This is a genomic window from Peribacillus sp. FSL K6-1552 (assembly GCF_038005205.1).
GTDB lineage: Bacteria > Bacillota > Bacilli > Bacillales > DSM-1321 > Peribacillus > Peribacillus butanolivorans.
In genome coordinates this window covers 3771338-3792141 of record NZ_JBBOST010000001.1, presented here as the reverse complement: position 1 = coordinate 3792141, position 20804 = coordinate 3771338, and the positions used below count along the sequence as shown (strand labels likewise).

The window sequence follows — 20804 nt, the reverse complement described above, 5'->3', positions numbered from 1 at the left end:
ACAACAAAGGTTTTTACGTTTTACATATACCCACATTTCATAAAATTGTGGTATATTGATACATATACACTTTAAAGTGCTAAAAGGGGGCTGGAAGATGAGATATTTAACAGCGGGAGAATCACATGGTCCGCAGCTGACTACTATTATTGAGGGATTACCGGCAGGGATGCCGATTACGAATGAGGATATTAATGAAGAGTTAGGACGCCGGCAAAAAGGGCATGGTCGTGGACGAAGAATGCAGATTGAGAAAGATCAGGCTTTTATATCTTCGGGAATCAGACATGGCTACACACTAGGGTCACCGGTTGCTCTAGTTGTTGAGAATGACGACTGGAAACATTGGACTAAAATTATGGGAAGTGAAGGACTTTCAGAGGAAGAAGCTGAAGAGATCAAACGTAAAATTACTCGTCCTCGTCCTGGTCATGCAGATTTGAACGGCGGTATTAAATATGGGCATCGTGATTTAAGAAACGTATTGGAACGTTCTTCAGCCCGTGAAACGACTGTAAGGGTTGCTGCCGGTGCTGTCGCTAAAAAGTTACTGTCATTATTGGGGATTGAAGTGGCATCACACGTATTGGAAATTGGTGGAATAAAGGCTGAACCACCACAATATGAAACAATTCAGCAATTACAGCAAGTTACGGAAGAATCTTCAGTCAGATGTTTTGATAAAAACGTAGAGCAGCAGATGAAAGATGCAATTGATGAAGCGAAACAAAAAGGGGATTCGATTGGCGGCATCGTTGAAGTCATTGTAGAAGGAATGCCAGTGGGCGTAGGAAGTTATGTTCATTATGACCGTAAACTAGATGCAAAGCTTGCAGCAGCGATTATGAGTATTAATGCGTTTAAAGGGGTAGAAATAGGTCTTGGGTTTGAAGCGGCCCATCGTTTTGGCAGTGATGTTCATGATGAAATTGCTTGGGACAAAGAAAATGGTTATTACCGTAAAACCAATCGCCTTGGCGGTTTTGAAGGCGGTATGACAACTGGAATGCCGATTATTGTTCGTGGAGTTATGAAACCAATTCCTACTTTATATAAGCCGTTGAAAAGTGTTGATATTGATACAAAGGAAGTATTTGAAGCAAGTGTCGAACGTTCCGATAGCTGTGCAGTTCCTGCTGCTGCTGTTGTTGCCGAGGCTGTAGTGGCTTGGGAACTTGCAGCAGCGATTGTTGATCAATTCCCTTCAGATCGTTATGAGCAATTGGCAGAATACATGAACTCTTATCGGGAAGAAGTAAAGGAGTTTTAAACTATGGAATCCATGCAAATAAAAACGGCTTCCAAGCAATATCCAGTTTTAATCGGTAAACAAGCGATTAACGAGCTTCCCGATTTTATAACACATGAATTAAATCAACTAAATAAGATTTTGATTATAACCGATGAGAAAGTAGCTGAACTTCATTTACAAACTGTGAAAAAAGCCCTGATTAAGACGGGAAAACCGGTCCTGCACTATGTTGTACCAGAAGGAGAGCATGCTAAAACGTTTGAAGTGTTTTATGAATGCCAAAGCTATTGCTTATCTCAACAACTTAATCGCAAGTCATTGATTATCGCCCTTGGTGGTGGTGCAGTCGGTGATCTGGCTGGATTTGTTGCGGCTACTTTTATGAGAGGGATTCCATTTATCCAGGTTCCGACGACTCTGCTCGCCCATGATAGTGCTGTGGGCGGCAAAGTTGCCATCAATCACCCTCTTGGAAAAAATATGATTGGGGCCTTTCATCAGCCAGAAGCAGTCATATATGATCTTGAATTTTTGCAGACTCTCCCACTTCAAGAATTACGGTCGGGTTTTGCTGAAGTCATTAAACATTCCTTGATAGCAGATAAAGAGTTTTATCTGTGGTTAAAGTCGAATATTGTTGATTTGAATAATATAACAGATGAGCAATTTTTAACGATGATTACAAAAGGTATTGGCATAAAAGCGTCCATTGTCGAAGAAGATGAAAAAGAAATGGGGATTCGTGCCTTTTTAAATTTCGGTCATACACTTGGACATGCTGTGGAAGGCTCTATGGGATATGGAAACTTTACGCATGGTGAATCCATATTAATCGGGATGGTATATGCTCTTAAATTAAGCAGTAGAGAACAGGGTCTTGATTTTAAACTTGACGAGTTTATTAATTGGGTATCTTCTTTAGGTTATCAAACAACCATTCCTTTACAACTTGAAAAAGAAACTTTACTTAATTTAATGAAAACAGACAAAAAATCAATCAATGAAGGTGCTACCTTTGTCTTGCTTAAACAATTGGGGTCTCCATTATTAATGGATATAGCCGACTCTGTGCTGATAGAGGAAATGATTGAAATGAAATAAAATACAGGAAATGGGGGAACTGTGTGTGATAAGAGGAATAAGGGGCGCAACAACAGTAGAGAAGGACACAGAAATGGAAGTGATTGCTGCTGTTGAGCAGTTGATGGCAGAAATCATTCGGGTCAACGAGGTTGATCCTGATATGGTTGCCTCTGTATTTTTTTCTGCAACGGATGAGATACGCTCTGTCTTTCCAGCCAAAGCCCTACGTAAATTTGAGGGTTGGACATATGTGCCAGTAACGTGCATGCAAGAAATACCAGTAAGCAACTCCCTTCCATCTTGTATACGGGTAATGATTCATGTAAATACAACAAAATCTCAAAAAGAGATACAACATGTTTATCAAGCAGGAGCTGTCATATTGCGGCCGGATTTGACAAATAAAATATAAGATATGATTTTAGGAAAAAGAATATGATATACTATTCTCACACTTTCTTACTTTAAAGTGATAAAAATATAGAGGTGAATGACATGAAGTGGAATGATGCGGTCCTTTCCTTGAAGTCTTATCAACCTGGGAAATCAACCGATGAAGTAAAAAAAATGTACGGTCTTGAAAAAATCACGAAATTAGCTTCAAATGAAAATCCTTTTGGCTGTTCTGAAAAGGTCAGAGAAAGCGTTAAGAACTCAACCCATTCTTTTGCTATCTATCCGGATGGATATGCAACATTGCTTAGAGAAGCTGTTGCAAAGCATACAGGTGTAAAAGAAACACAGCTTATTTTTGGAAATGGGTCTGATGAGAACATTCAAATCATTTCTAGAAGCCTATTGGGAGCTGGTAAAAACACAGTCATGGCAACAGGCACGTTTTCGCAGTATCGCCATAATGCTACACTTGAAGGCGCGGAAATCAGAGAAGTTCCTCATATTGACGGAGCACATGATTTAGAAGGTATGCTAAAAGCGATAGATGAGAACACTGCTGTTGTCTGGGTTTGTACACCTAATAATCCAACAGGAAAATACATTCCGGAACAGGATTTATTAACATTCATTGAAAAGGTACCGAATGATGTTCTTGTCGTATTGGATGAAGCCTATTGTGAATATGCAGTGGCTGAGGATTACCCGAAAACAAATCAATGGATCAATAAATTTAAGAATTTGATTATACTTCGCACATTTTCAAAAATTTATGGTCTTGCCAGTTTTAGGGTCGGGTACGGATTGGCAGATGATGATATTATTCAGAAGCTCGACCCATCCCGAGAACCATTCAATGTCAATACTTTCGCACAAAAGATTGCTATTGTTGCTCTGGAAGATCAAGCTTTCATTGAAAAGTGTAATACTGAGAACCAAAAAGGACTCAAACAATATTATGAGTTTTGCAGTAAGGAAAATCTAGCTTATTACCCATCACAAGGTAATTTTATTTTCATACATTTCAAACAGGATGCGGATGTAGTATTTCAATATTTGCTAGAGCGTGGATACATTGCAAGGTCTGGAAAATCGTTCGGTTTCCCGAACAGTCTGCGTGTAACGATTGGTTCAACAGAAGAAAATGAAGGAATGATTAACGCTATCAAATCTTTCTTAAATGAAGATGCTACGCCTTCTAATTCCCTTCTTTAATCGTTTCAGCAAGCATAGAGGAGCAAAAAGAAGCGGGGGAGAGAAGTGTGAAGGGAAAGGTTTTTGTAATAGGTCTAGGTCTAATTGGTGGATCTTTGGCCATGGCTGTACGCCATGCACATCCTGAAGCTGTGATTGTTGGAATTGATCTAAGCGAAAAGAATATTCAACTATCAAGGCTACTGGGAATCATTGATGATTCAGTTTCTTCTCTTGAAGCGGGAGCGTGTGACGCTGACTTAATTCTGCTGGCAGTTCCCGTAAATGAAACCGTCCAGATTTTAGCGAAATTAGCTGAGTTGGATTTGAAAAGAGATGTCCTCATTTCTGATGCGGGAAGTACAAAGGATAAAGTCGTAAAAGCGGCAAGACCATTGATAGATAAAGGTGTGGCCTTCATCGGTGGTCACCCTATGGCTGGGTCTCATAAAAGCGGTGCAGGGGCTGCCAAACTGCATTTATTTGAGAATGCGTTTTATTTACTTACTCCAGATGAAACTGTAGAAGAAGGTAAAATAGAGCAGTTAAAAGAATGGTTAATTGGCACAAGAGCAAACTTTTTGGTAGTAACACCTAGTACCCACGATAGACTGACAGGAGTAATCAGCCATTTTCCACATATTGTCGCTTCCGGCTTGGTTAAACAGGCAGAGACATATAGTAAGGAAAATGAGCTGATCTCTAGACTTGCAGCTGGGGGATTCCGAGACATTACGAGAATTGCCTCAAGCAGTCCGGAAATGTGGCGTGACATTTTGTTACATAATCGTGATGTGTTACTGGTATTAATGAATGATTGGCTGAAGGAAATGGAGAATGTCAAAGAGCTTGTAGAAAATGAAGATAGTGAAGAGATTCTGCGTTTCTTTAAGGATGCAAAGACTTTTAGAGATGATTTGCCAACCCATGCGAAAGGCGCCATCCCTGCCTTTTATGATTTATATATTGATGTACCGGATTATGCTGGTGTAATTTCTGAAATTACCGGATATTTAGCTCAAGAAGGAATCAGTTTAACAAACATTAGAATTATTGAAACTAGGGAAGAAATATACGGTGTTCTAGTTATCAGCTTCCAAACGGATGTAGACCGTATTAAAGCATCGGAATGTATTTCAAGACATACAGAATATGAAACAATTCTGGCATAATAAAATAATAGTCGAAGGGGATGATTGTATGAATACAAAAAGTTTAAAAACGAACATTCAATCATTACGTGGTGCGATTGCTGTACCAGGAGATAAGTCTATCTCCCATCGTTCGATTATGTTCGGAGCCCTTGCCGAGGGTGAAACGACAGTTACTAATTTTCTGCCTGGAGCAGATTGTTTAAGTACTATTTCCTGTTTTAAACAGCTTGGAGTAAACATTGAACAAGATGGGCAGCAGGTCCGTATTGAAGGCAAAGGTTTTAATGGTTTGACGGAACCACATGAAGTACTTGATGTCGGAAATTCTGGTACTACGATCAGATTAATGATGGGTATTTTGGCTGGACAGGATTTTTCGGCTGTGTTGGTAGGTGACGAATCAATAGCTAAACGCCCGATGACCCGAGTAGTGAATCCTCTCAGTCAGATGGGAGCACACATTGATGGCCGGAAAGGTGCCGAATACACGCCGCTTTTCATAAGGGGTGGCAAATTACAAGGGTTTCGCTATAAATTGCCTGTGGCAAGCGCACAAGTCAAATCAGCTATACTCCTTGCAGGCTTGCAGGCAGAAGGGGAGACAATCATTGTCGAACCGGAAGAGACTCGTGATCATACGGAACGAATGATCAAGCAGTTTGGCGGGGAAATCGAAAAAGACGGTCAAACGATAAAAGTAAAAGGCAACCAAGTGTTCAAAGGAACCAATATTCATGTGCCGGGAGATATTTCTTCTGCAGCGTTCTTTATGGTGGCTGCTACAATTACAGAAAATAGTGAAATTGTTCTGAAGAATGTGGGCCTTAATTCGACCAGAACAGGTATCATCGAAGTTATGAAAGCGATGGGGGCAGATATAACGGTCGAGAAGAAATCGAGCGAAGGTGAACCGGCAGGCGATATTACTGTCAGAAGCTCTCGTTTAAAAGGAACAACGATCAGCGGTGATTTAATTCCGCGCCTAATCGATGAGATACCAGTTATTGCACTTTTGGCCACCCAGGCGGAAGGAATAACGACGATCAAGGACGCAGCAGAGCTTAAAGTGAAAGAGACCAATCGAATTGATACGGTAGCCAACGAGCTTTCCATCCTTGGAGCGGATATAACGCCGACTGTTGACGGTTTAATTATCAAGGGACGAAAAGCACTAAATGGTGGCACGGTTACAAGCCATGGAGACCACCGTATTGGGATGATGCTGGCTGTAGCGGCATTGATCACAGATGGGAAAGTGGAACTTGAGGATCCGGATGCAATTGATGTCTCATATCCACAATTTTTTGAGCATTTGACTCATTTAATAAAGTAAAGATTTAAAGAAGTTTGCAGACCTTATTAGAGTCTGCAGACTTTTTTTTATTTTTTTTTTCTTAGATTAATCTCTCGGGATTGTTGAAAGCGCTATCATTATAGCCTCTTTTCTAATAATAACTCCTTAGAATTATAAAAAAGGTGATTATCACCAAAAAGGAGATTTACCTTTGTATGGAGAATTAACTATTAACCTTTTTTAAATAAGAATGGGGGGAGAATTTCATCAATGGAATACAGGGCTGCAGTATGGTAAACTAATGAATACTGTTTTTACTATGCACCTCACGATTAGATGCAACATTTTGTACTTTATGGAAGAGAATATAACACTATCACGTGAGAGTGTTTGTCTAGAGACTAAGTGTATTATGCAAAAAGGAAGGAAGCAGCAATGAACACAATAGATCAAGTTATTCAGCATTTAAAAAAAGGGGAATTAACAGAGGCTCTTAAACATATAAATCGAATTAAATCATCAGAGTCAGCCGAGGACATTTTGATGCTGGCTGAAGAAATGCTCCAGCTTGGTTTTGTAGAGGAGGCAAAAGATCTTTTTGAGCATCTACTAGAACTATATCCTGATGAAGGAGAATTGATTGTTTCATTAGCTGAAATTTTGATTGATATGGATCAAGAAGATGAAGCGATGTTAATGCTTGAAAAAGTAAGTGTAGATGATGAAGTATATCCAAGTGCATTGCTTTTGGAAGCAGACCTTTATCAATTACAGGGGATGGATGAGGTCAGTGAGCGAAAATTGATGCAGGCAAAGGGAATACTACCAGATGAGATCATCATTGATTTTGCACTAGGTGAACTGTTCTATCACCAAGGAAGAGACCAGGAAGCCATTGCAAATTACATAAAGGTTTTGGAACAGGAACAAGAAATTGCTGGAGTTAATGTCAATCAACGACTAGCTGAAGCATTAAGCAGCTCTGGGAAGTTTGAGGAGGCCCTTCCGTACTTTGAAAAGGCTCTAAATGACGGGCTCGAAATAAATACGTTATTTGAGTATGCATTTACAGCTTTTCAAGCAGGTCTTTATGAAACCGCCGTGCGTAAGTTTATCGAATTGAAGGAATTGGATCATGAATATCATTCCCTATATTTATACTTGGCTAAGAGTTATGAACATCTTGAAGATTTGGAAAATGCTTTGAAAACGGTCAAAGAAGGTATCAAGGCTGATGAATTCAATAAGGAGCTTTATTTCTTCGGTGGTAAAATAGCCTTAAAAAGCGGACTCGATAGTGAAGCAGAAAATTTATTCAAAGAGGCTCTTGCCATTGATCCCGGCTATTTAGAAGCTGCACTTACTCTTTTGAAACTGTATATGCATCACGAAAGATATGAAGATATCTTAGAGTGTATTGGCGAGGTTAGAAGATACGGTGAGGATGATCCGCAGTTTGAATGGATAGCTGCCGTATGTTATCAACACACCGAACAATTTAAAGAGTCATTAACCTGCTATCATAAAGCATATAATTCATTCAAGAACAATCCAGACTTTCTTGAAAACTATGGTTTCTTTTTAATTGAAGAAGGAGACAGAACCACATCTAGAGAAGTATTTAATAAGCTGCTTGAGCTAAACCCAGCAAACGATGAGTATGTGATGATTTTGGAACGGCTTGGCGAAAGTCCAGAGGAATTGTAGATAAGAGAAAATAAAATAATATCAAGACAGAGGAGGGAATTCATGGTGGCTGCCCCTGTTTCTGTGAATGAGAAAAAGGATTTTATTCGGTGGTTTTTAAATCATTATCAACTGAAAAGAAGAGAATGTGTTTGGATATTAAATTATTTAATGAGTCATGATCAATTAATGAAAAAGGTTCATTTTGTAGAAAATGCACAATATTGTCCACGCGGATTAATTATGTCGACACATTGTGTAGAAGAGGTTCCTTTTAGGTTCTATAAGTCCAATATTATGACGACCGATGCAGAGAAATCTTTTCATGATATCCGCTTAAACCGGGATGAAGATATTTATATTCAACTCAATTTTAAATCCGCTTATTCTTCATATCAGTACGCAGCAGTGCTTGAGAATAACCCTTTCATGCCGAAATCCACGGCTGCAAATGAAAAAGATCAGCTGCTGGCTGAGCAATTTTTGGAAAAAAGTATGCTGTATTTCCAAAGGGATCGTCTACTTAAGGAAATTGATGAAGCGCTCGATAAACATGACGAACAGGCATTTAAGAACTTAACCGAACAACTAAATCAATTAAAAGTACTTGGATGAACTAAAACGACCTTTCCGTAATCAGGAAAGGTTTTTATTTTTTATAAAACGCTGATAAAATCCACATTTTTGTAAAGACTATAGGTATATGGTAAAGATGTAATAAAAAAATGGTAAAATGATAAGGAGTTGATTTAATAAATCGGGAGTGAAGAAAAAATATGAAGTGGACAGCAAAAGATCTGGATATGTATATCCAGTCAAAAGAGTATGTGGATACGGTTTTAATTCCTTTGGTTCCCATAACATTTGGAAGTCAAATTAAGCAAACTGGTTCAATGAATGAATTTCTTACCATTTTAAGCTCGGAAATTGAAAAGCAGATGAAAGGAAGAATTCTTTTAATGCCAACTTTTCATTATTTGAGTGATGAGGAGGATAAGATTGATTTATTAAAGCGTTGGACTAACAAAGTGAAAGAAAATAATTTTAAACATATTTTTTTTCTTACATCAGATATTGAATGGAAAAAGGAAGAGCGGGAATTAGAACATAATTTAGTATGGATTCCAGCCATCCCTCTTGAAACCCTAGAAAATAACCAAGCTAGGGAAATGATTAACCAGCAAGTTCTCCAGATCCTTGATATTTTCACTTATAATTGGAAAAATGAAAAAAAGTAGGATTTTTCGCATTATTTGACACATAGTTGCCACCTTTTGGGTTTTACAAATATTGACCTTGGTAAATTATTGAGATATCATGGAAATGTCCTAGTTTTATAGTGTTGCTATTTATTGGTCCTTTGGGCTCTCAGTATAGTAATAGAGGGGGGGAAAACGCATGAGCAAGCATAATGTTTCACGACGTCAATTCCTTAATTACACACTTACTGGCGTTGGTGGATTTATGGCGGCCGGTATGTTGATGCCTATGGTTAGGTTTGCAATTGATCCAGTATTATCAGCAGATAAAGGCGGGGATTACATTGCAACTAAACAAAAGGTAAGTGAACTGACTACCGAACCAACCCGTGTTGACTTTAGTTTTAAGCAGGTCGACGGGTGGTATGAGTCTGAAGAAACAAATACAGCTTGGGTTTATAAAATGGAAGACGGTAATATCGTTGCTTTATCTCCAATTTGTAAACATTTAGGCTGTACGGTAGCATGGAATACGGATAAGTCTAATCCGAATCAATTTTTCTGTCCTTGTCATTATGGCAGGTACACGAAAGATGGTGTGAACGTGAAAGGGACACCACCGGTTTCACCTTTGGATGTCTATGACACGAAAGAGAAAGATGGAATTCTTTATTTGGGTCAACTAAAACCGCATGGGGGGGCGTAAACATTGCTAACAAAGTTATATGACTGGGTGGACGAGCGTTTAGATATTACGCCATTATGGCGGGATATTGCTGACCATGAGGTTCCTGAACATGTTAACCCCGCGCATCATTTTTCTGCATTCGTATATTGTTTTGGTGGGTTAACTTTCTTTATCACGGTCATCCAAATATTGTCGGGTATGTTCTTGACGATGTACTATGTACCGGACATTAAAAACGCTTGGGAATCTGTTTATTATCTACAAAATGAAGTTGCCTTCGGTCAAATTGTCCGTGGTATGCATCACTGGGGAGCAAGTCTAGTTATTGTTATGATGTTTTTACATACTCTTCGTGTCTTCTTCCAGGGAGCTTACAAAAAACCGCGCGAATTGAACTGGATGGTCGGCGTATTAATTTTCTTTATTATGCTGGCATTAGGATTAACAGGTTATTTACTGCCATGGGATATGAAAGCGCTATTTGCAACAAAGGTTACTTTGACAATTGTCGATTCGGTACCGCTAATGGGACCAGCACTTAAGACATTGATAGCAGGAGATCCAACAATAGTTGGAGCACAGACATTAACACGATTCTTCGCAATTCATGTATTCTTCCTGCCTGCAGCATTATTTGCTTTACTAGCGGCTCATTTCTTGATGATCCGGAAACAAGGTATTTCAGGTCCACTATAAAAGAATTATGAACTGAGAATCATAAAAACCTTTTCATAAAGGAGGGGATTGTTCAATGCATCGTGGGAAAGGTATGAAATTCGTAGGTGACTCGCGTATCTCCGCGAACCGTAAACCGAATATTCCGAAAGATTATTCAGAATATCCTGGGAAAACTGAAGCATTTTGGCCTAATTTCCTTTTAAAAGAATGGATGGTCGGAGCTGTATTTCTTGTTGGCTATTTGAGCCTAACAATTGCACATCCGTCTCCATTAGAAAGAATAGCAGATCCGACAGATACAGCGTATATTCCGCTACCTGACTGGTATTTCCTATTCCTTTACCAATTACTTAAGTATACTTATGCATCGGGTCCGTATAATGCAATCGGGGCTCTCGTTATACCTGGACTAGCATTCGGAGCATTGCTCTTGGCACCATTTTTAGACCGTGGTCCAGAGCGTAGTCCAGCAAAACGTCCATTTGCTGTAGGTTTTATGTTATTAGCAATGGCTGGTGTTTTTTACCTAACATGGGAGTCTGCAGCCCATCACGACTGGGAAGCTTCTAAGAAGCAAGGTGCAATCGTAGAAGGTGCAGACATTGATAAAGACAGCGAAGGTTATAAACTTATGGATGCTAGTGGTTGTATTAGTTGCCACGGAGCTGAGTTAACAGGTGGAGCAGGTGCACCGAGCTTGATTGACACTGGTTTAAAGCCAGAAGAAATCTCTAAAATCGCTCGCAAAGGCCAAGGTGCTATGCCAGCTGGTATGTTCAAAGGTTCTGATGAAGAATTGGCAACATTAGCTGAATTTGTTTCGGGTTTAACAGCAAAATAAAGTATCTATCGACAGCATTTTCTTTCATATGCTGCCGAATGGAAAAGCTGACGACTACGGTTGTCGGCTTTTTTATTGGAAAATTGAAAAGAATCTGATAAGAAATTGAAATGAAAACTTGGATTTAAAGATCAGGAACTGTAAAATGGTTGTATTGAGAATAGTAAGAGAGGTAAAAAGAATGAATATTATCTACAGCTGGCTTGCAAATCGGCAAATGCTCTTTTTGCTATTAATGATTAATATATTCGGAACTTTATTTGGATATTATTGGTATGGTAGTCAATTAGCAAACACACCGACTATTTTTTTAGCATTTGTACCAGACAGCCCGACTGCTAGCCTATTTTTTGTATTTGTATTACTAGGGTTTCTATTGAAAAGAAACTTTGGCCTTATGGAGGCATTGGCGATTATAACCCTATTCAAATATGGTTTATGGGCAGTTGTTATGAATGTACTGACATTAATGACAACAGGTTCATTACCTTGGGAAGGTTATATGTTAATGGCTTCTCATTTGGGTATGGCGATTCAAGGGATTTTATATTCACCATTTTATCGAATAAAACCTTGGCATTTGGTTGTAGCAGGGATTTGGACCATACATAATGATATTATTGATTACGTTTTTGAAATGATGCCTATTTATCGTGATTTATTGGTCTATATGAATTCAATAGGCTATTTTACTTTTTGGTTAAGTATTCTTTCTATCTATGTTGGATGGTACTTTGGTTTTAGAAAAAAGCGATTTACTCTTTCAATGATCAACTAAAAGTTAGCCCCGCATTCATTTTTGTGAGTGCGGGGTTAACTTTTTATGATGAACAAGGTCTACTCATGTTTTTTCTTTCATATCGTTTTAGTAGAGATATGAGGAGGGACGAGTAGCATGTTGAAAAAATTCATATTAACCATTGCTGTTTTATTTGTCGTCTTACATTTCCCTGTCTATGCAGAATCCTCTTCAAGTTTGGAGCAATTAGATAACATTTCCGATAGAGCGTTGGAAATGACAAAGTTGAAGCGATACGGAGATTCGGAAAAGATGCTTACGTTTTTTTCTGACCAGTTTATAAAAGAGACAGCGAAAGAACAAATTCTTGACATGGACGAACTTCGAATTATTACTGTAGCTCATAATGAAGCATTGATGACAATAAAGGATTTGAATAAGGGAGATTCTGAGAAGGTTAATTCAGTTACAAAATTTAGGCTTGTTGTGGATGCTGTGAAGTCAACGCATCAGCCTCTTTGGACCGAGATGGAGGATCAAATGATGAATTCCTTCAGGCAAACAAAGGATGCCGCGATCCATCAAGACACAATAACATTTAATAATCAATTGAACTTATTCCTTTCACAATACGAAATGATATATCCAAGCTTGAAAGTCGACCTTTCTAAAGAACAGATTCAGCAACTGGATACTAGGATTCAATACATTAATCAATACCGTCCTGAAGTAATTAGAGATAGTGATAGCCAAAAAGAGCTGGATGCATTGCAAAATGAATTAACGTCTATTTTTAATGATATGGGAGAAGACGATGCAGATCCTTCCCTTTGGTGGGTTATCATAACTACTGGCAGTATTATTATAATGACTCTTTCTTACGTCGGCTGGAGAAAATATAATGGAGATCGAGAAAAACCTAGAAAAGAACATAACGATTGAAGGTAAGTGAAGAGAACTCTATATTTGACATGGTAGCATTCATTCCATAGAATTGAGAGTAATAATAGTTTTAGGAGGATACCATGTATTTCATTTATTTGGCGATTATCATTTTAATCCCGATTTATGCACAAATGAAAGTGAAAAGTACGTATAAAAAATATTCAAAAGTATCTGCTTCTTCGGGTATGAATGGTGCTGAAACGGCGAGAGCCATTTTGGATCAAAATGGTTTATATAATGTCAGGGTCGAAGAAACACCCGGAATGCTCTCAGATCATTACGACCCAAGAGATAAAACGGTCCGTTTATCGACGGATAACTATCATGGGCATTCTGTTGCCGGTGTAGCAGTTGCAGCCCATGAAGTGGGACATGCGATTCAAGATAAAGAAGCTTATGCGTTCTTACGTTTTCGCCATGCGTTAGTACCGGTCGCTAACTTTGGTTCCAATATATCTTGGATCTTAATTTTAATCGGGGTGTTAGCCAGAATCCCAGGCTTATTAATAGCGGGTATCGTATTTATGGCAGCTGCAGTATTATTTCAAGTAATCACGCTGCCGGTGGAGTTTAATGCTTCCTCTCGGGCAATGGATCAACTCGTTTCTGTAGGAGTTATCCGTAATGATGAAGAACGAGAAACGAAAAAAGTATTAAGTGCAGCTGCGATGACGTATGTTGCTGCCGCTCTTGTAGCCGTGCTTGAACTAGTTCGACTTCTGCTTATGTATACAGGTATGAGAGAAGAAGATTAAATAAAAAGAACTTCATCACATGATGGAGTTCTTTTTATTCGTTTACGATGTATACCGGGTTTAGTTAACACTACTTATAAAACTTCACTATTCGGGGAATCATGTAAAATGATGTATTTGTAATGGTTTCATAGTGGATACTACCGTTCGATTGGATTCTTATTCTCATCTAGGGTAAAGCCTTCACCTAATACGTCATGTACTTCACTTACAGATACAAAAGCATGAGGGTCCACTGAAGTGATGGCATTTTTCAAGCGAACGAGCTCATTTTTACCGACAACACAATATAGAACTTCTCGATCAGTTCTTGTATATGATCCATACCCCCTTAAGACTGTTACTCCCCGCTCCATATCTTTCATGATTTTATCAGCAATTTCCTCATTTTTCTCGCTGATAATCATTGCTCCTCTAGCCGCATAGGCTCCTTCCTGCATAAAGTCGATAACCCGCGCACCGATGAATACCGCCACTAGGGTATACATCGCTTCCCTGTAATCCAAGTAGGTGAGAATGGATAGGCCAATAACGACGGCATCAAAAATAAACATGGTCCGGCCCATGCCCATTCCTAAATATCGATGGGCAAATCGGGCAATAATATCAACGCCGCCAGTTGTCCCGCCATAACGGAAGATGATACCTAGCCCAACACCAACAAAGACCCCGGCAAACAATGCCACCAGCATCAAATCATTCCCGAGATTTATTTCGATTTGATATCTTTCGAATACCCATAGCCAAACGGATAAACCAACTGTTCCAATGATTGTATAAAAAAAAGAAGTCCGCCCTAAATATTTCCACCCTATTAAGAATAAGGGGATATTTAAAACCAAATTAGAATAAGAAGGATTTATCCCAATAAGTTGATATATAATCAAGGTGAGACCAGTGAAACCGCCTTCTGCCAAGTTATTTTGCATGTTAAAATGTACGAGGCCAAATGCGAAGATTCCAGCTCCAAAAAGGATAAATATAGTGTTTTTCAATTTTAAGCCGAAAAGCATGTCTTTTACCTCCAAAACGTTTGAATGCGGTTAATTTACTTATTATAACTAATTAACCAACTATGGGCAATTGTTGTTACCGAACGTATCTGTTGTCATATGATTCACTTTTAGCTAACATAAAGAAGGTATAATGTTTATTAACGAAAATCAAGAATGGGTGACTAAATGGAAAAGCAAAAGACGATCCAACAAATGCAAGCAGAAGTCGACCAATACATAGGACAATTCAAAGAAGGATATTTCAGCCCTTTGGCTATGCTAGCACGCTTGTCAGAGGAGCTTGGTGAACTGGCTAGAGAAGTCAATCATTACCATGGTGAAAAACCTAAGAAATCAACTGAAAATGAGAATACGGTTGAAGAGGAATTGGGTGACATGCTATTTGTGCTAATTTGTTTTGCTAATTCACTTGGTATTGACCTTCAAAGCTCGCACGATACGGTCATGCATAAGTTTGCAACACGTGATAAAGACAGATGGACAAAAAAAGAAGAGAATGTAGAGGGGGAAGTAAAGGATGAGTAAAGTAAGAGTGATTGTAGCTGGACCTCGTGGCAGAATGGGTAATGAAGCGGTGAAGTTAGTACATAGAACAGAAGGGTTTGAATTAGCAGCTGTTATAGACCGTAAATATAACGGGGAAAGCCTCTCAAATATTGAAGGTTTTCAAGGAATTGAAGCACCTGTTTTTTCCGATATTAACGAATGCTTCTCGGCTGTAAATGCAGACGTATTGATTGATTTAACTACACCTGAAGTAGGAATGTATCATACAGAAACGGCACTGAATCATGGTATCCGTCCTGTTGTAGGAACAACAGGATTTACAAAAGAAGATTTAGCAAAGCTGGATTCGTTAACTAGGGAAAAAGGTATTGGATGCATTATCGCTCCAAACTTTGCAATTGGGGCTATTTTGATGATGAAGTTCTCACAAATGGCTGCAAAGTACTTCCCGAATGTAGAAATCATTGAAATGCATCATGATCAAAAATTGGATGCCCCTTCAGGTACAGCTGCTAAAACGGCAGATATGATAGCTGCAGTACGTGAGACAAAACAACAGGGTCATCCGAATGAGAAAGAAACCATTCAAGGTGCTCGAGGAGCAAATATAGATGGCATGCATATCCATAGTGTTCGTCTACCGGGGCTTGTTGCTCATCAACAGGTACTTTTCGGGAGTGATGGAGAGCTATTGACGGTTCGTCATGATTCATTCAATCGCGCGTCCTTTATGACAGGAGTTAAACTTGCTGTTGATTCAGTCATGAAATTGGATGTACTTGTATATGGACTAGAAAATATTATCGAGTAGGTATTAGGAGGAATACGATGAAAATTGCCTTAATTGCCCATGATAAGAAAAAAGAAGATATCATTCAATTTGTAACAGCCTATAAAGCTGTATTTCAACAACATGAATTATTTGCTACTGGTACAACGGGGAAACGAATTATGGAAGAAGTATCATTGCCTGTCCATCGTTTCCATTCGGGACCTCTAGGCGGAGACCAGGAAATCGGGGCAATGATTGCCCGTGGTGAAATGGATATGGTCCTGTTTTTCCGAGATCCATTAACATCGCAGCCACATGAACCGGATGTATCAGCACTAATAAGGCTCTCCGATGTATATGAAATTCCATTGGCCACAAATATGGGAACGGCAGAAGTACTTATTCAGGGTTTGAAACATGGATATATGGACTGGCTTAAACTACGAAAAAAACAAGGTGAGATTAATGACAAACAAAAGTAATATAGATATCCTCGCTTTCGGGGCACATGCGGATGATGTTGAAATTGGTATGGGTGGTACGATTGCTAAATATGCGCAACAAGGTAAGGACATCGTCATTTGTGACTTGACAAAAGCGGAAATGTCGTCCAACGGTACCGTTCTATTACGGCAAAAGGAAGCAGCTAAGGCAGCAGAAATCCTAGGGGTGGAGAGAATATCCCTAGATTTACCCGACCGTGGTTTATATATGAAAGAAGAATACATAAATCAAATTATAACGGTTATTCGCAAATATAAACCTACACTTGTATTTGCCCCTTTTTTGGAAGACCGTCATCCTGATCATGGGAATTGTGCAAAATTAGTTGAAGAAGCAGTTTTTTCGGCTGGGGTTAGAAAGTATTTGGATGAAGATGGTCTTGAAGCTCATCGTGTCCAAAATATGTACTATTTTATGATAAATGGTTTTCACAAACCTGACTTTGTCGTTGACATTACATCTACTATATCGGAAAAATTGGACAGTCTTAGAGCATATGGAAGTCAATTCGAAAAAAGTAATACAACGGTGGAGACACCGCTTGTGAACGGATATATCGAGACAGTAGAAGCAAGGGAAAAGATGTTCGGCAAAGAAGTGGGTGTCGCTTATGCGGAAGGATTTATGTCAAAAAAACCGTTGCTGATCGAAGCCGATTTGTTAGGGGAAAAATAATCTTATGAAATTAAAAATTGGAATTACCTGCTACCCTACAGTAGGAGGTTCGGGTGTCGTTGCAACTGAATTGGGCAAAATGCTTGCAGAAAAAGGACATGAAATTCATTTCATTTCTTCAAGCCTCCCTTTCCGCCTAAATAAGATGTACCATAATATTTATTATCACCAAGTGGAAGTCAACTCTTACTCTGTTTTTCAATATCCACCGTATGACCTTGCGCTTGCGAGTAAGATAGCGGAAGTAGTGAAGAGGGAAAAACTTGATATTCTCCATGTTCATTATGCCATTCCACATGCGGTTTGTGCGATTCTTGCAAAGCAGATGTCAGGAAATAAAGTTAAAATCGTCACGACTCTTCATGGTACAGACATTACTGTGCTAGGCCATGACCCTTCACTATCCAATTTAATAAAATTTGGGATTGAACAATCAGATGTTGTTACAGGTGTATCTAATTCGCTCGTGCAACAAACACATGAGTTAATCTCTCCGGAAAAGGAAATCAAAACCGTTTATAATTTTATTGATGAAAGGGATTATCATAAAACCAATTCAGAATATTTACGGGACGAATACGGTATCCAAGATGAAGAAAAAGTCATCATTCATGTATCAAATTTTCGTTCAGTCAAGCGGGTTAAAGATGTTATCCAAGCGTTCTTTTTAGCTCAAAAGAAAATGCCTGCTAAGCTTCTCCTCGTAGGAGACGGCCCGGAAGTAACAACAGTATTAAAGTTGGCTAAAGATCTTGGAATCGAAGAAAAGGTCTTGTTTCTGGGTAAGCAGGACAACCTTGCCGAATTATATTCAATTAGTGATCTAATTTTACTGCTATCCGAAAAAGAAAGTTTTGGACTTGTACTTCTTGAGGCAATGGCATGTGGTGTTCCATGTATAGGAACGAATGTAGGAGGGATTCCCGAGGTTATTGTTGACGGAAAGACCGGCTATATTTGTGAATTGGGCGACGTCGAAATGGTAGCTGAAAAGGCTGTCGGACTTTTAAGCAACCCTATTTTACATAAACGTTTTTCTGAGGCTGCTCTAGAAAGGGCCAATACTGAATTTCACTCAGATACCATTATGTCAGAGTATGAAGCAATCTATGTTCAAGCGCTCGAAACTAATTCTATTGAATAAGGAGGGGATGCTGATGGATCAGTTATTCTTAAAATCAGTGCCCATTCTTGAATTGATTGAAAAAGCAGGATTCGAAGCCTATTTTGTGGGTGGTTCTGTAAGAGATTATATACTTGGCAGGCCCATCAATGATGTGGATATCGCTAGTTCTGCTACACCTCAGGAAATTAAAGGAATCTTTCCTAAAACAGCAGATATCGGAATCGAACATGGAACGGTGCTTGTAATTGAGGAGTCTGGTACGTACGAAATTACGACATTTAGAACGGAAAGCGGGTATACGGACTTTCGCAGACCTGATTCCGTGCAATTTGTCCGTTCTTTGACCGAAGACTTACAGAGAAGAGACTTTACGATGAATGCGATTGCTATGGATAAGTCTGGGAATATGATTGATCCATTTAACGGAAAGCGTGATTTGTTACAAAAAAGAATTATCACGGTTGGCAATCCACATGAAAGATTTCATGAGGATGCTTTGAGAATGATGCGTGCATTAAGGTTTGTCAGCCAGCTTGATTTCGAACTGGATCAGCAAACTTTTGATTCACTTCAAGAGAATGGACCTATCATTAGCGAAATTGCAATCGAAAGAATTCTCATTGAATTTGAAAAACTTTTAGCTGGAGCCTACAAGACAAGGGCCCTTTCGCTCTTACTAGAGAGCGGGTTATACCAATACTTGCCCCAATTTTCTAATCAAAAAGAAAATTTGGAGAAGTTATTAAATCTGCCGCTTCATCACTTAAAAGCGGCAGAATTATGGTCTGTTATCATGATTTATACGAATGCCAAGGATATTGAAGCGGCGTTAAGAGAGTGGAAACTGCCGCTGAAAACAATTAGAAGTGTCCAACGTATTATTCAGTTAGCAAAGAAAGAACCGCCGTTTGAAAATTCTGCTCTCGAAATATTTCAGGCAGGTCAGATTGAAGCCGTCCAAGCTGCTAAAGTCCGAGCTGTCTTAACAGGACGAAATGTTAAGGATGCAGAGAAGGTTATTCATCAACGAATTAATGAATTAATAATTAAACAAATGTCTGATCTTGCGGTAACGGGTACGGACTTACTGAAATGGCGTCAAGAAAGACCGGGTCCATGGGTGAAAGAATACTTGGAATTGATTTTGAAAGCTGTTTTGAATGCAGAATTAAGAAATGAAAAAGATGAAATTATGAGGTGGCTGGAGAAATGCAATCTGATTTAAGAACAAAGCTGATGGAAGCCCTTTCAAAGGCGAATGGTGCATTTATATCCGGTCAAGAAATTGCTGAATATATAGGCTGTTCGCGCACGGCTGTCTGGAAGCATATAGAAGACCTGCGCAGTGAAGGTTATAATGTTGAAGCTGTCCGCAAAAAAGGCTACCGGATTATTTCAACACCGGAAAAAGTGTCAGAAAGTGAAATACAGCTTGGCTTGGAAACAAAAAAACTCGGGAAAATGATTCACTATCAGGAATCTGTAGAATCAACTCAAAAAATTGCCCATCAACTTGCAAATGAAGGAGTGCAGGAGGGGACTCTTGTTGTTGCCGAGGAACAAGTATCTGGAAAAGGGAGACTCATGAGATCTTGGCATTCTCCAAAATTCAGTGGCATCTGGATGAGTCTAATCTTAAGGCCAAAGATTCCACTTCATGAGGCTCCTCAGTTGACTTTACTGGCCGCGGTTGCCGTGGTTCAGGCAATAGAGGATATAACGGATTTACAACCTCAAATCAAATGGCCGAACGATATTTTGATAAACCGAAAGAAAGTAACTGGCATTCTGACAGAAATGCAGGCAGAATCGGACAGAATTCATTCTGTCATTATCGGAATTGGTATGAATATCAATCAACAAATTGAAGATTTCCCAGAAGATCTGCAGGAGAAAGCGTCTTCTCTTTTCATAGAAAGCGGAGAAACGGTTTCAAGGTCAAAGGTTATACAACGTGTGTTGGTTCGTTTAGAAAATTTGTATGATCTATATTTACAAGAAGGCTTTATGCCAATAAAGGGTCTATGGGAGAGTTATGCCATCAGCCTGGGACAGGTTATTAAAGCGAGTACGGTTAATGATACAATTGTCGGAAAAGCATTGGGAATAACAGATGCAGGTGTTCTGCTCCTTGAAGACAAAAAGGGAACCGTACATTCGATTTATTCAGCAGACATTGAAATTCAGTAGATTTTTGTCAAATCTGTGAAAAATAAATAGAATTTTTGATTTTGGCTTGATATAATGCAAGTGGGCAGTATCTCATGTGAACTGCACCCCCATAAATACCAAATTATTTGAAA

23 protein-coding genes are annotated in these 20804 nt (G+C 39.0%); 22 read left to right on the top strand and 1 reads right to left on the bottom strand.

Annotated elements, in window-relative coordinates; all coding sequences use genetic code 11:
• The first annotated feature begins 97 nt into the window (after positions 1-97).
• The 15 genes from aroC (at position 98) to NST21_RS18070 (ending at position 13901) form a co-directional block, all read left to right on the top strand.
• On the top strand, positions 98-1270 hold the full coding sequence (gene aroC / locus NST21_RS18140) for a chorismate synthase (RefSeq protein ID WP_053346777.1): 1173 nt from the start codon (positions 98-100) through the stop codon (positions 1268-1270).
• Between the two features lie 3 nt (positions 1271-1273).
• Positions 1274-2353 carry a 3-dehydroquinate synthase gene (gene aroB / locus NST21_RS18135; RefSeq protein ID WP_056525058.1) on the top strand — a complete coding sequence of 360 codons (1080 nt, stop codon included), beginning with the start codon at positions 1274-1276 and terminating at the stop codon, positions 2351-2353.
• A gap of 25 nt (positions 2354-2378) precedes the next feature.
• Positions 2379-2747, top strand: coding sequence for a chorismate mutase (aroH, locus tag NST21_RS18130; protein ID WP_340890541.1), 369 nt, complete (start codon positions 2379-2381; stop codon positions 2745-2747).
• An 83-nt stretch (positions 2748-2830) separates the two neighbouring features.
• Positions 2831-3943 carry a histidinol-phosphate transaminase gene (gene hisC / locus NST21_RS18125; protein ID WP_056525052.1) on the top strand — a complete coding sequence of 371 codons (1113 nt, stop codon included), beginning with the start codon at positions 2831-2833 and terminating at the stop codon, positions 3941-3943.
• A gap of 47 nt (positions 3944-3990) precedes the next feature.
• Positions 3991-5094, top strand: coding sequence for a prephenate dehydrogenase (locus tag NST21_RS18120; RefSeq protein WP_340890539.1), 1104 nt, complete (start codon positions 3991-3993; stop codon positions 5092-5094).
• A gap of 28 nt (positions 5095-5122) precedes the next feature.
• A complete protein-coding gene (aroA, locus tag NST21_RS18115) occupies positions 5123-6409 on the top strand; it encodes a 3-phosphoshikimate 1-carboxyvinyltransferase (protein WP_340890537.1) in 1287 nt (428 codons plus the stop codon).
• 396 nt (positions 6410-6805) lie between these two features.
• The gene (locus tag NST21_RS18110) at positions 6806-8077 is read left to right on the top strand and encodes a tetratricopeptide repeat protein (RefSeq protein ID WP_340890536.1); all 1272 of its coding nucleotides are present in this window, start codon (positions 6806-6808) and stop codon (positions 8075-8077) included.
• Between the two features lie 42 nt (positions 8078-8119).
• A complete protein-coding gene (locus NST21_RS18105) occupies positions 8120-8671 on the top strand; it encodes a ReoY family proteolytic degradation factor (RefSeq protein ID WP_053346769.1) in 552 nt (183 codons plus the stop codon).
• 161 nt (positions 8672-8832) lie between these two features.
• Positions 8833-9294, top strand: coding sequence for a YpiF family protein (locus tag NST21_RS18100; protein ID WP_056525040.1), 462 nt, complete (start codon positions 8833-8835; stop codon positions 9292-9294).
• 160 nt (positions 9295-9454) lie between these two features.
• Positions 9455-9961, top strand: a complete 507-nt coding sequence (locus NST21_RS18095) for a QcrA and Rieske domain-containing protein (protein WP_053346767.1) — start codon at positions 9455-9457, stop codon at positions 9959-9961.
• A gap of 3 nt (positions 9962-9964) precedes the next feature.
• Positions 9965-10639 carry a menaquinol-cytochrome c reductase cytochrome b subunit gene (qcrB, locus tag NST21_RS18090; protein ID WP_053346766.1) on the top strand — a complete coding sequence of 225 codons (675 nt, stop codon included), beginning with the start codon at positions 9965-9967 and terminating at the stop codon, positions 10637-10639.
• A 55-nt stretch (positions 10640-10694) separates the two neighbouring features.
• Complete coding sequence (locus NST21_RS18085; RefSeq protein ID WP_057217447.1) at positions 10695-11462, top strand: menaquinol-cytochrome c reductase cytochrome b/c subunit; 768 nt, start codon at positions 10695-10697, stop codon at positions 11460-11462.
• A 181-nt stretch (positions 11463-11643) separates the two neighbouring features.
• The gene (locus NST21_RS18080) at positions 11644-12240 is read left to right on the top strand and encodes a DUF1405 domain-containing protein (RefSeq protein ID WP_057217449.1); all 597 of its coding nucleotides are present in this window, start codon (positions 11644-11646) and stop codon (positions 12238-12240) included.
• Positions 12241-12357: 117 nt separating this feature from the next.
• Positions 12358-13143 carry a sporulation protein YpjB gene (ypjB, locus tag NST21_RS18075; protein WP_340890534.1) on the top strand — a complete coding sequence of 262 codons (786 nt, stop codon included), beginning with the start codon at positions 12358-12360 and terminating at the stop codon, positions 13141-13143.
• A gap of 83 nt (positions 13144-13226) precedes the next feature.
• On the top strand, positions 13227-13901 hold the full coding sequence (locus tag NST21_RS18070) for a zinc metallopeptidase (RefSeq protein WP_053346762.1): 675 nt from the start codon (positions 13227-13229) through the stop codon (positions 13899-13901).
• A gap of 140 nt (positions 13902-14041) precedes the next feature.
• Here NST21_RS18070 and NST21_RS18065 read toward each other — a convergent pair whose 3' ends face one another.
• Positions 14042-14914, bottom strand: coding sequence for a YitT family protein (locus NST21_RS18065; protein ID WP_053346761.1), 873 nt, complete (start codon positions 14912-14914; stop codon positions 14042-14044).
• A 168-nt stretch (positions 14915-15082) separates the two neighbouring features.
• On the opposite strand from NST21_RS18065, the gene NST21_RS18060 reads away from it, so the two are divergent.
• The 7 genes from NST21_RS18060 to NST21_RS18030 are packed head-to-tail and all read left to right on the top strand — an operon-like array spanning position 15083 to position 20691.
• Positions 15083-15442, top strand: coding sequence for a nucleotide pyrophosphohydrolase (locus tag NST21_RS18060; RefSeq protein WP_053346760.1), 360 nt, complete (start codon positions 15083-15085; stop codon positions 15440-15442).
• Entirely contained in the window at positions 15435-16235 is an 801-nt protein-coding gene (gene dapB, locus NST21_RS18055) for a 4-hydroxy-tetrahydrodipicolinate reductase (protein ID WP_056525032.1), read from the top strand. The genes NST21_RS18060 and dapB overlap by 8 nt, the downstream gene beginning before the upstream one ends.
• Positions 16236-16252: 17 nt before the next feature.
• Positions 16253-16678, top strand: a complete 426-nt coding sequence (locus tag NST21_RS18050) for a methylglyoxal synthase (RefSeq protein WP_053346758.1) — start codon at positions 16253-16255, stop codon at positions 16676-16678.
• The gene (gene bshB1, locus NST21_RS18045) at positions 16662-17375 is read left to right on the top strand and encodes a bacillithiol biosynthesis deacetylase BshB1 (protein ID WP_056525029.1); all 714 of its coding nucleotides are present in this window, start codon (positions 16662-16664) and stop codon (positions 17373-17375) included. The genes NST21_RS18050 and bshB1 overlap by 17 nt, the downstream gene beginning before the upstream one ends.
• 4 nt (positions 17376-17379) lie before the next feature.
• Positions 17380-18519 (top strand): N-acetyl-alpha-D-glucosaminyl L-malate synthase BshA, encoded by a 1140-nt coding sequence (bshA, locus tag NST21_RS18040; RefSeq protein WP_056525025.1) that lies wholly within the window; start codon positions 17380-17382, stop codon positions 18517-18519.
• 13 nt (positions 18520-18532) lie between these two features.
• A complete protein-coding gene (locus NST21_RS18035) occupies positions 18533-19726 on the top strand; it encodes a CCA tRNA nucleotidyltransferase (protein ID WP_340890532.1) in 1194 nt (397 codons plus the stop codon).
• Positions 19711-20691 carry a biotin--[acetyl-CoA-carboxylase] ligase gene (locus NST21_RS18030; RefSeq protein ID WP_053346754.1) on the top strand — a complete coding sequence of 327 codons (981 nt, stop codon included), beginning with the start codon at positions 19711-19713 and terminating at the stop codon, positions 20689-20691. Before NST21_RS18035 ends, NST21_RS18030 begins: the two co-directional genes overlap by 16 nt.
• Positions 20692-20804: the final 113 nt, after the last annotated feature.

Coding starts and splice junctions, on each gene's coding strand:
- NST21_RS18085 (WP_057217447.1), top strand. CDS start 10,695: ATGCATCGTGGGAAAGGTATGAAATTCGTAGGTGACTCGCGTATCTCC.
- bshB1 (WP_056525029.1), top strand. CDS start 16,662: ATGACAAACAAAAGTAATATAGATATCCTCGCTTTCGGGGCACATGCG.
- dapB (WP_056525032.1), top strand. CDS start 15,435: ATGAGTAAAGTAAGAGTGATTGTAGCTGGACCTCGTGGCAGAATGGGT.
- NST21_RS18100 (WP_056525040.1), top strand. CDS start 8,833: ATGAAGTGGACAGCAAAAGATCTGGATATGTATATCCAGTCAAAAGAG.
- NST21_RS18110 (WP_340890536.1), top strand. CDS start 6,806: ATGAACACAATAGATCAAGTTATTCAGCATTTAAAAAAAGGGGAATTA.
- bshA (WP_056525025.1), top strand. CDS start 17,380: ATGAAATTAAAAATTGGAATTACCTGCTACCCTACAGTAGGAGGTTCG.
- hisC (WP_056525052.1), top strand. CDS start 2,831: ATGAAGTGGAATGATGCGGTCCTTTCCTTGAAGTCTTATCAACCTGGG.
- NST21_RS18070 (WP_053346762.1), top strand. CDS start 13,227: ATGTATTTCATTTATTTGGCGATTATCATTTTAATCCCGATTTATGCA.
- NST21_RS18060 (WP_053346760.1), top strand. CDS start 15,083: ATGGAAAAGCAAAAGACGATCCAACAAATGCAAGCAGAAGTCGACCAA.
- aroC (WP_053346777.1), top strand. CDS start 98: ATGAGATATTTAACAGCGGGAGAATCACATGGTCCGCAGCTGACTACT.
- NST21_RS18105 (WP_053346769.1), top strand. CDS start 8,120: ATGGTGGCTGCCCCTGTTTCTGTGAATGAGAAAAAGGATTTTATTCGG.
- NST21_RS18095 (WP_053346767.1), top strand. CDS start 9,455: ATGAGCAAGCATAATGTTTCACGACGTCAATTCCTTAATTACACACTT.
- ypjB (WP_340890534.1), top strand. CDS start 12,358: ATGTTGAAAAAATTCATATTAACCATTGCTGTTTTATTTGTCGTCTTA.
- NST21_RS18050 (WP_053346758.1), top strand. CDS start 16,253: ATGAAAATTGCCTTAATTGCCCATGATAAGAAAAAAGAAGATATCATT.
- NST21_RS18035 (WP_340890532.1), top strand. CDS start 18,533: ATGGATCAGTTATTCTTAAAATCAGTGCCCATTCTTGAATTGATTGAA.
- aroA (WP_340890537.1), top strand. CDS start 5,123: ATGAATACAAAAAGTTTAAAAACGAACATTCAATCATTACGTGGTGCG.
- NST21_RS18080 (WP_057217449.1), top strand. CDS start 11,644: ATGAATATTATCTACAGCTGGCTTGCAAATCGGCAAATGCTCTTTTTG.
- aroB (WP_056525058.1), top strand. CDS start 1,274: ATGGAATCCATGCAAATAAAAACGGCTTCCAAGCAATATCCAGTTTTA.
- NST21_RS18065 (WP_053346761.1), bottom strand. CDS start 14,914: ATGCTTTTCGGCTTAAAATTGAAAAACACTATATTTATCCTTTTTGGA.
- NST21_RS18030 (WP_053346754.1), top strand. CDS start 19,711: ATGCAATCTGATTTAAGAACAAAGCTGATGGAAGCCCTTTCAAAGGCG.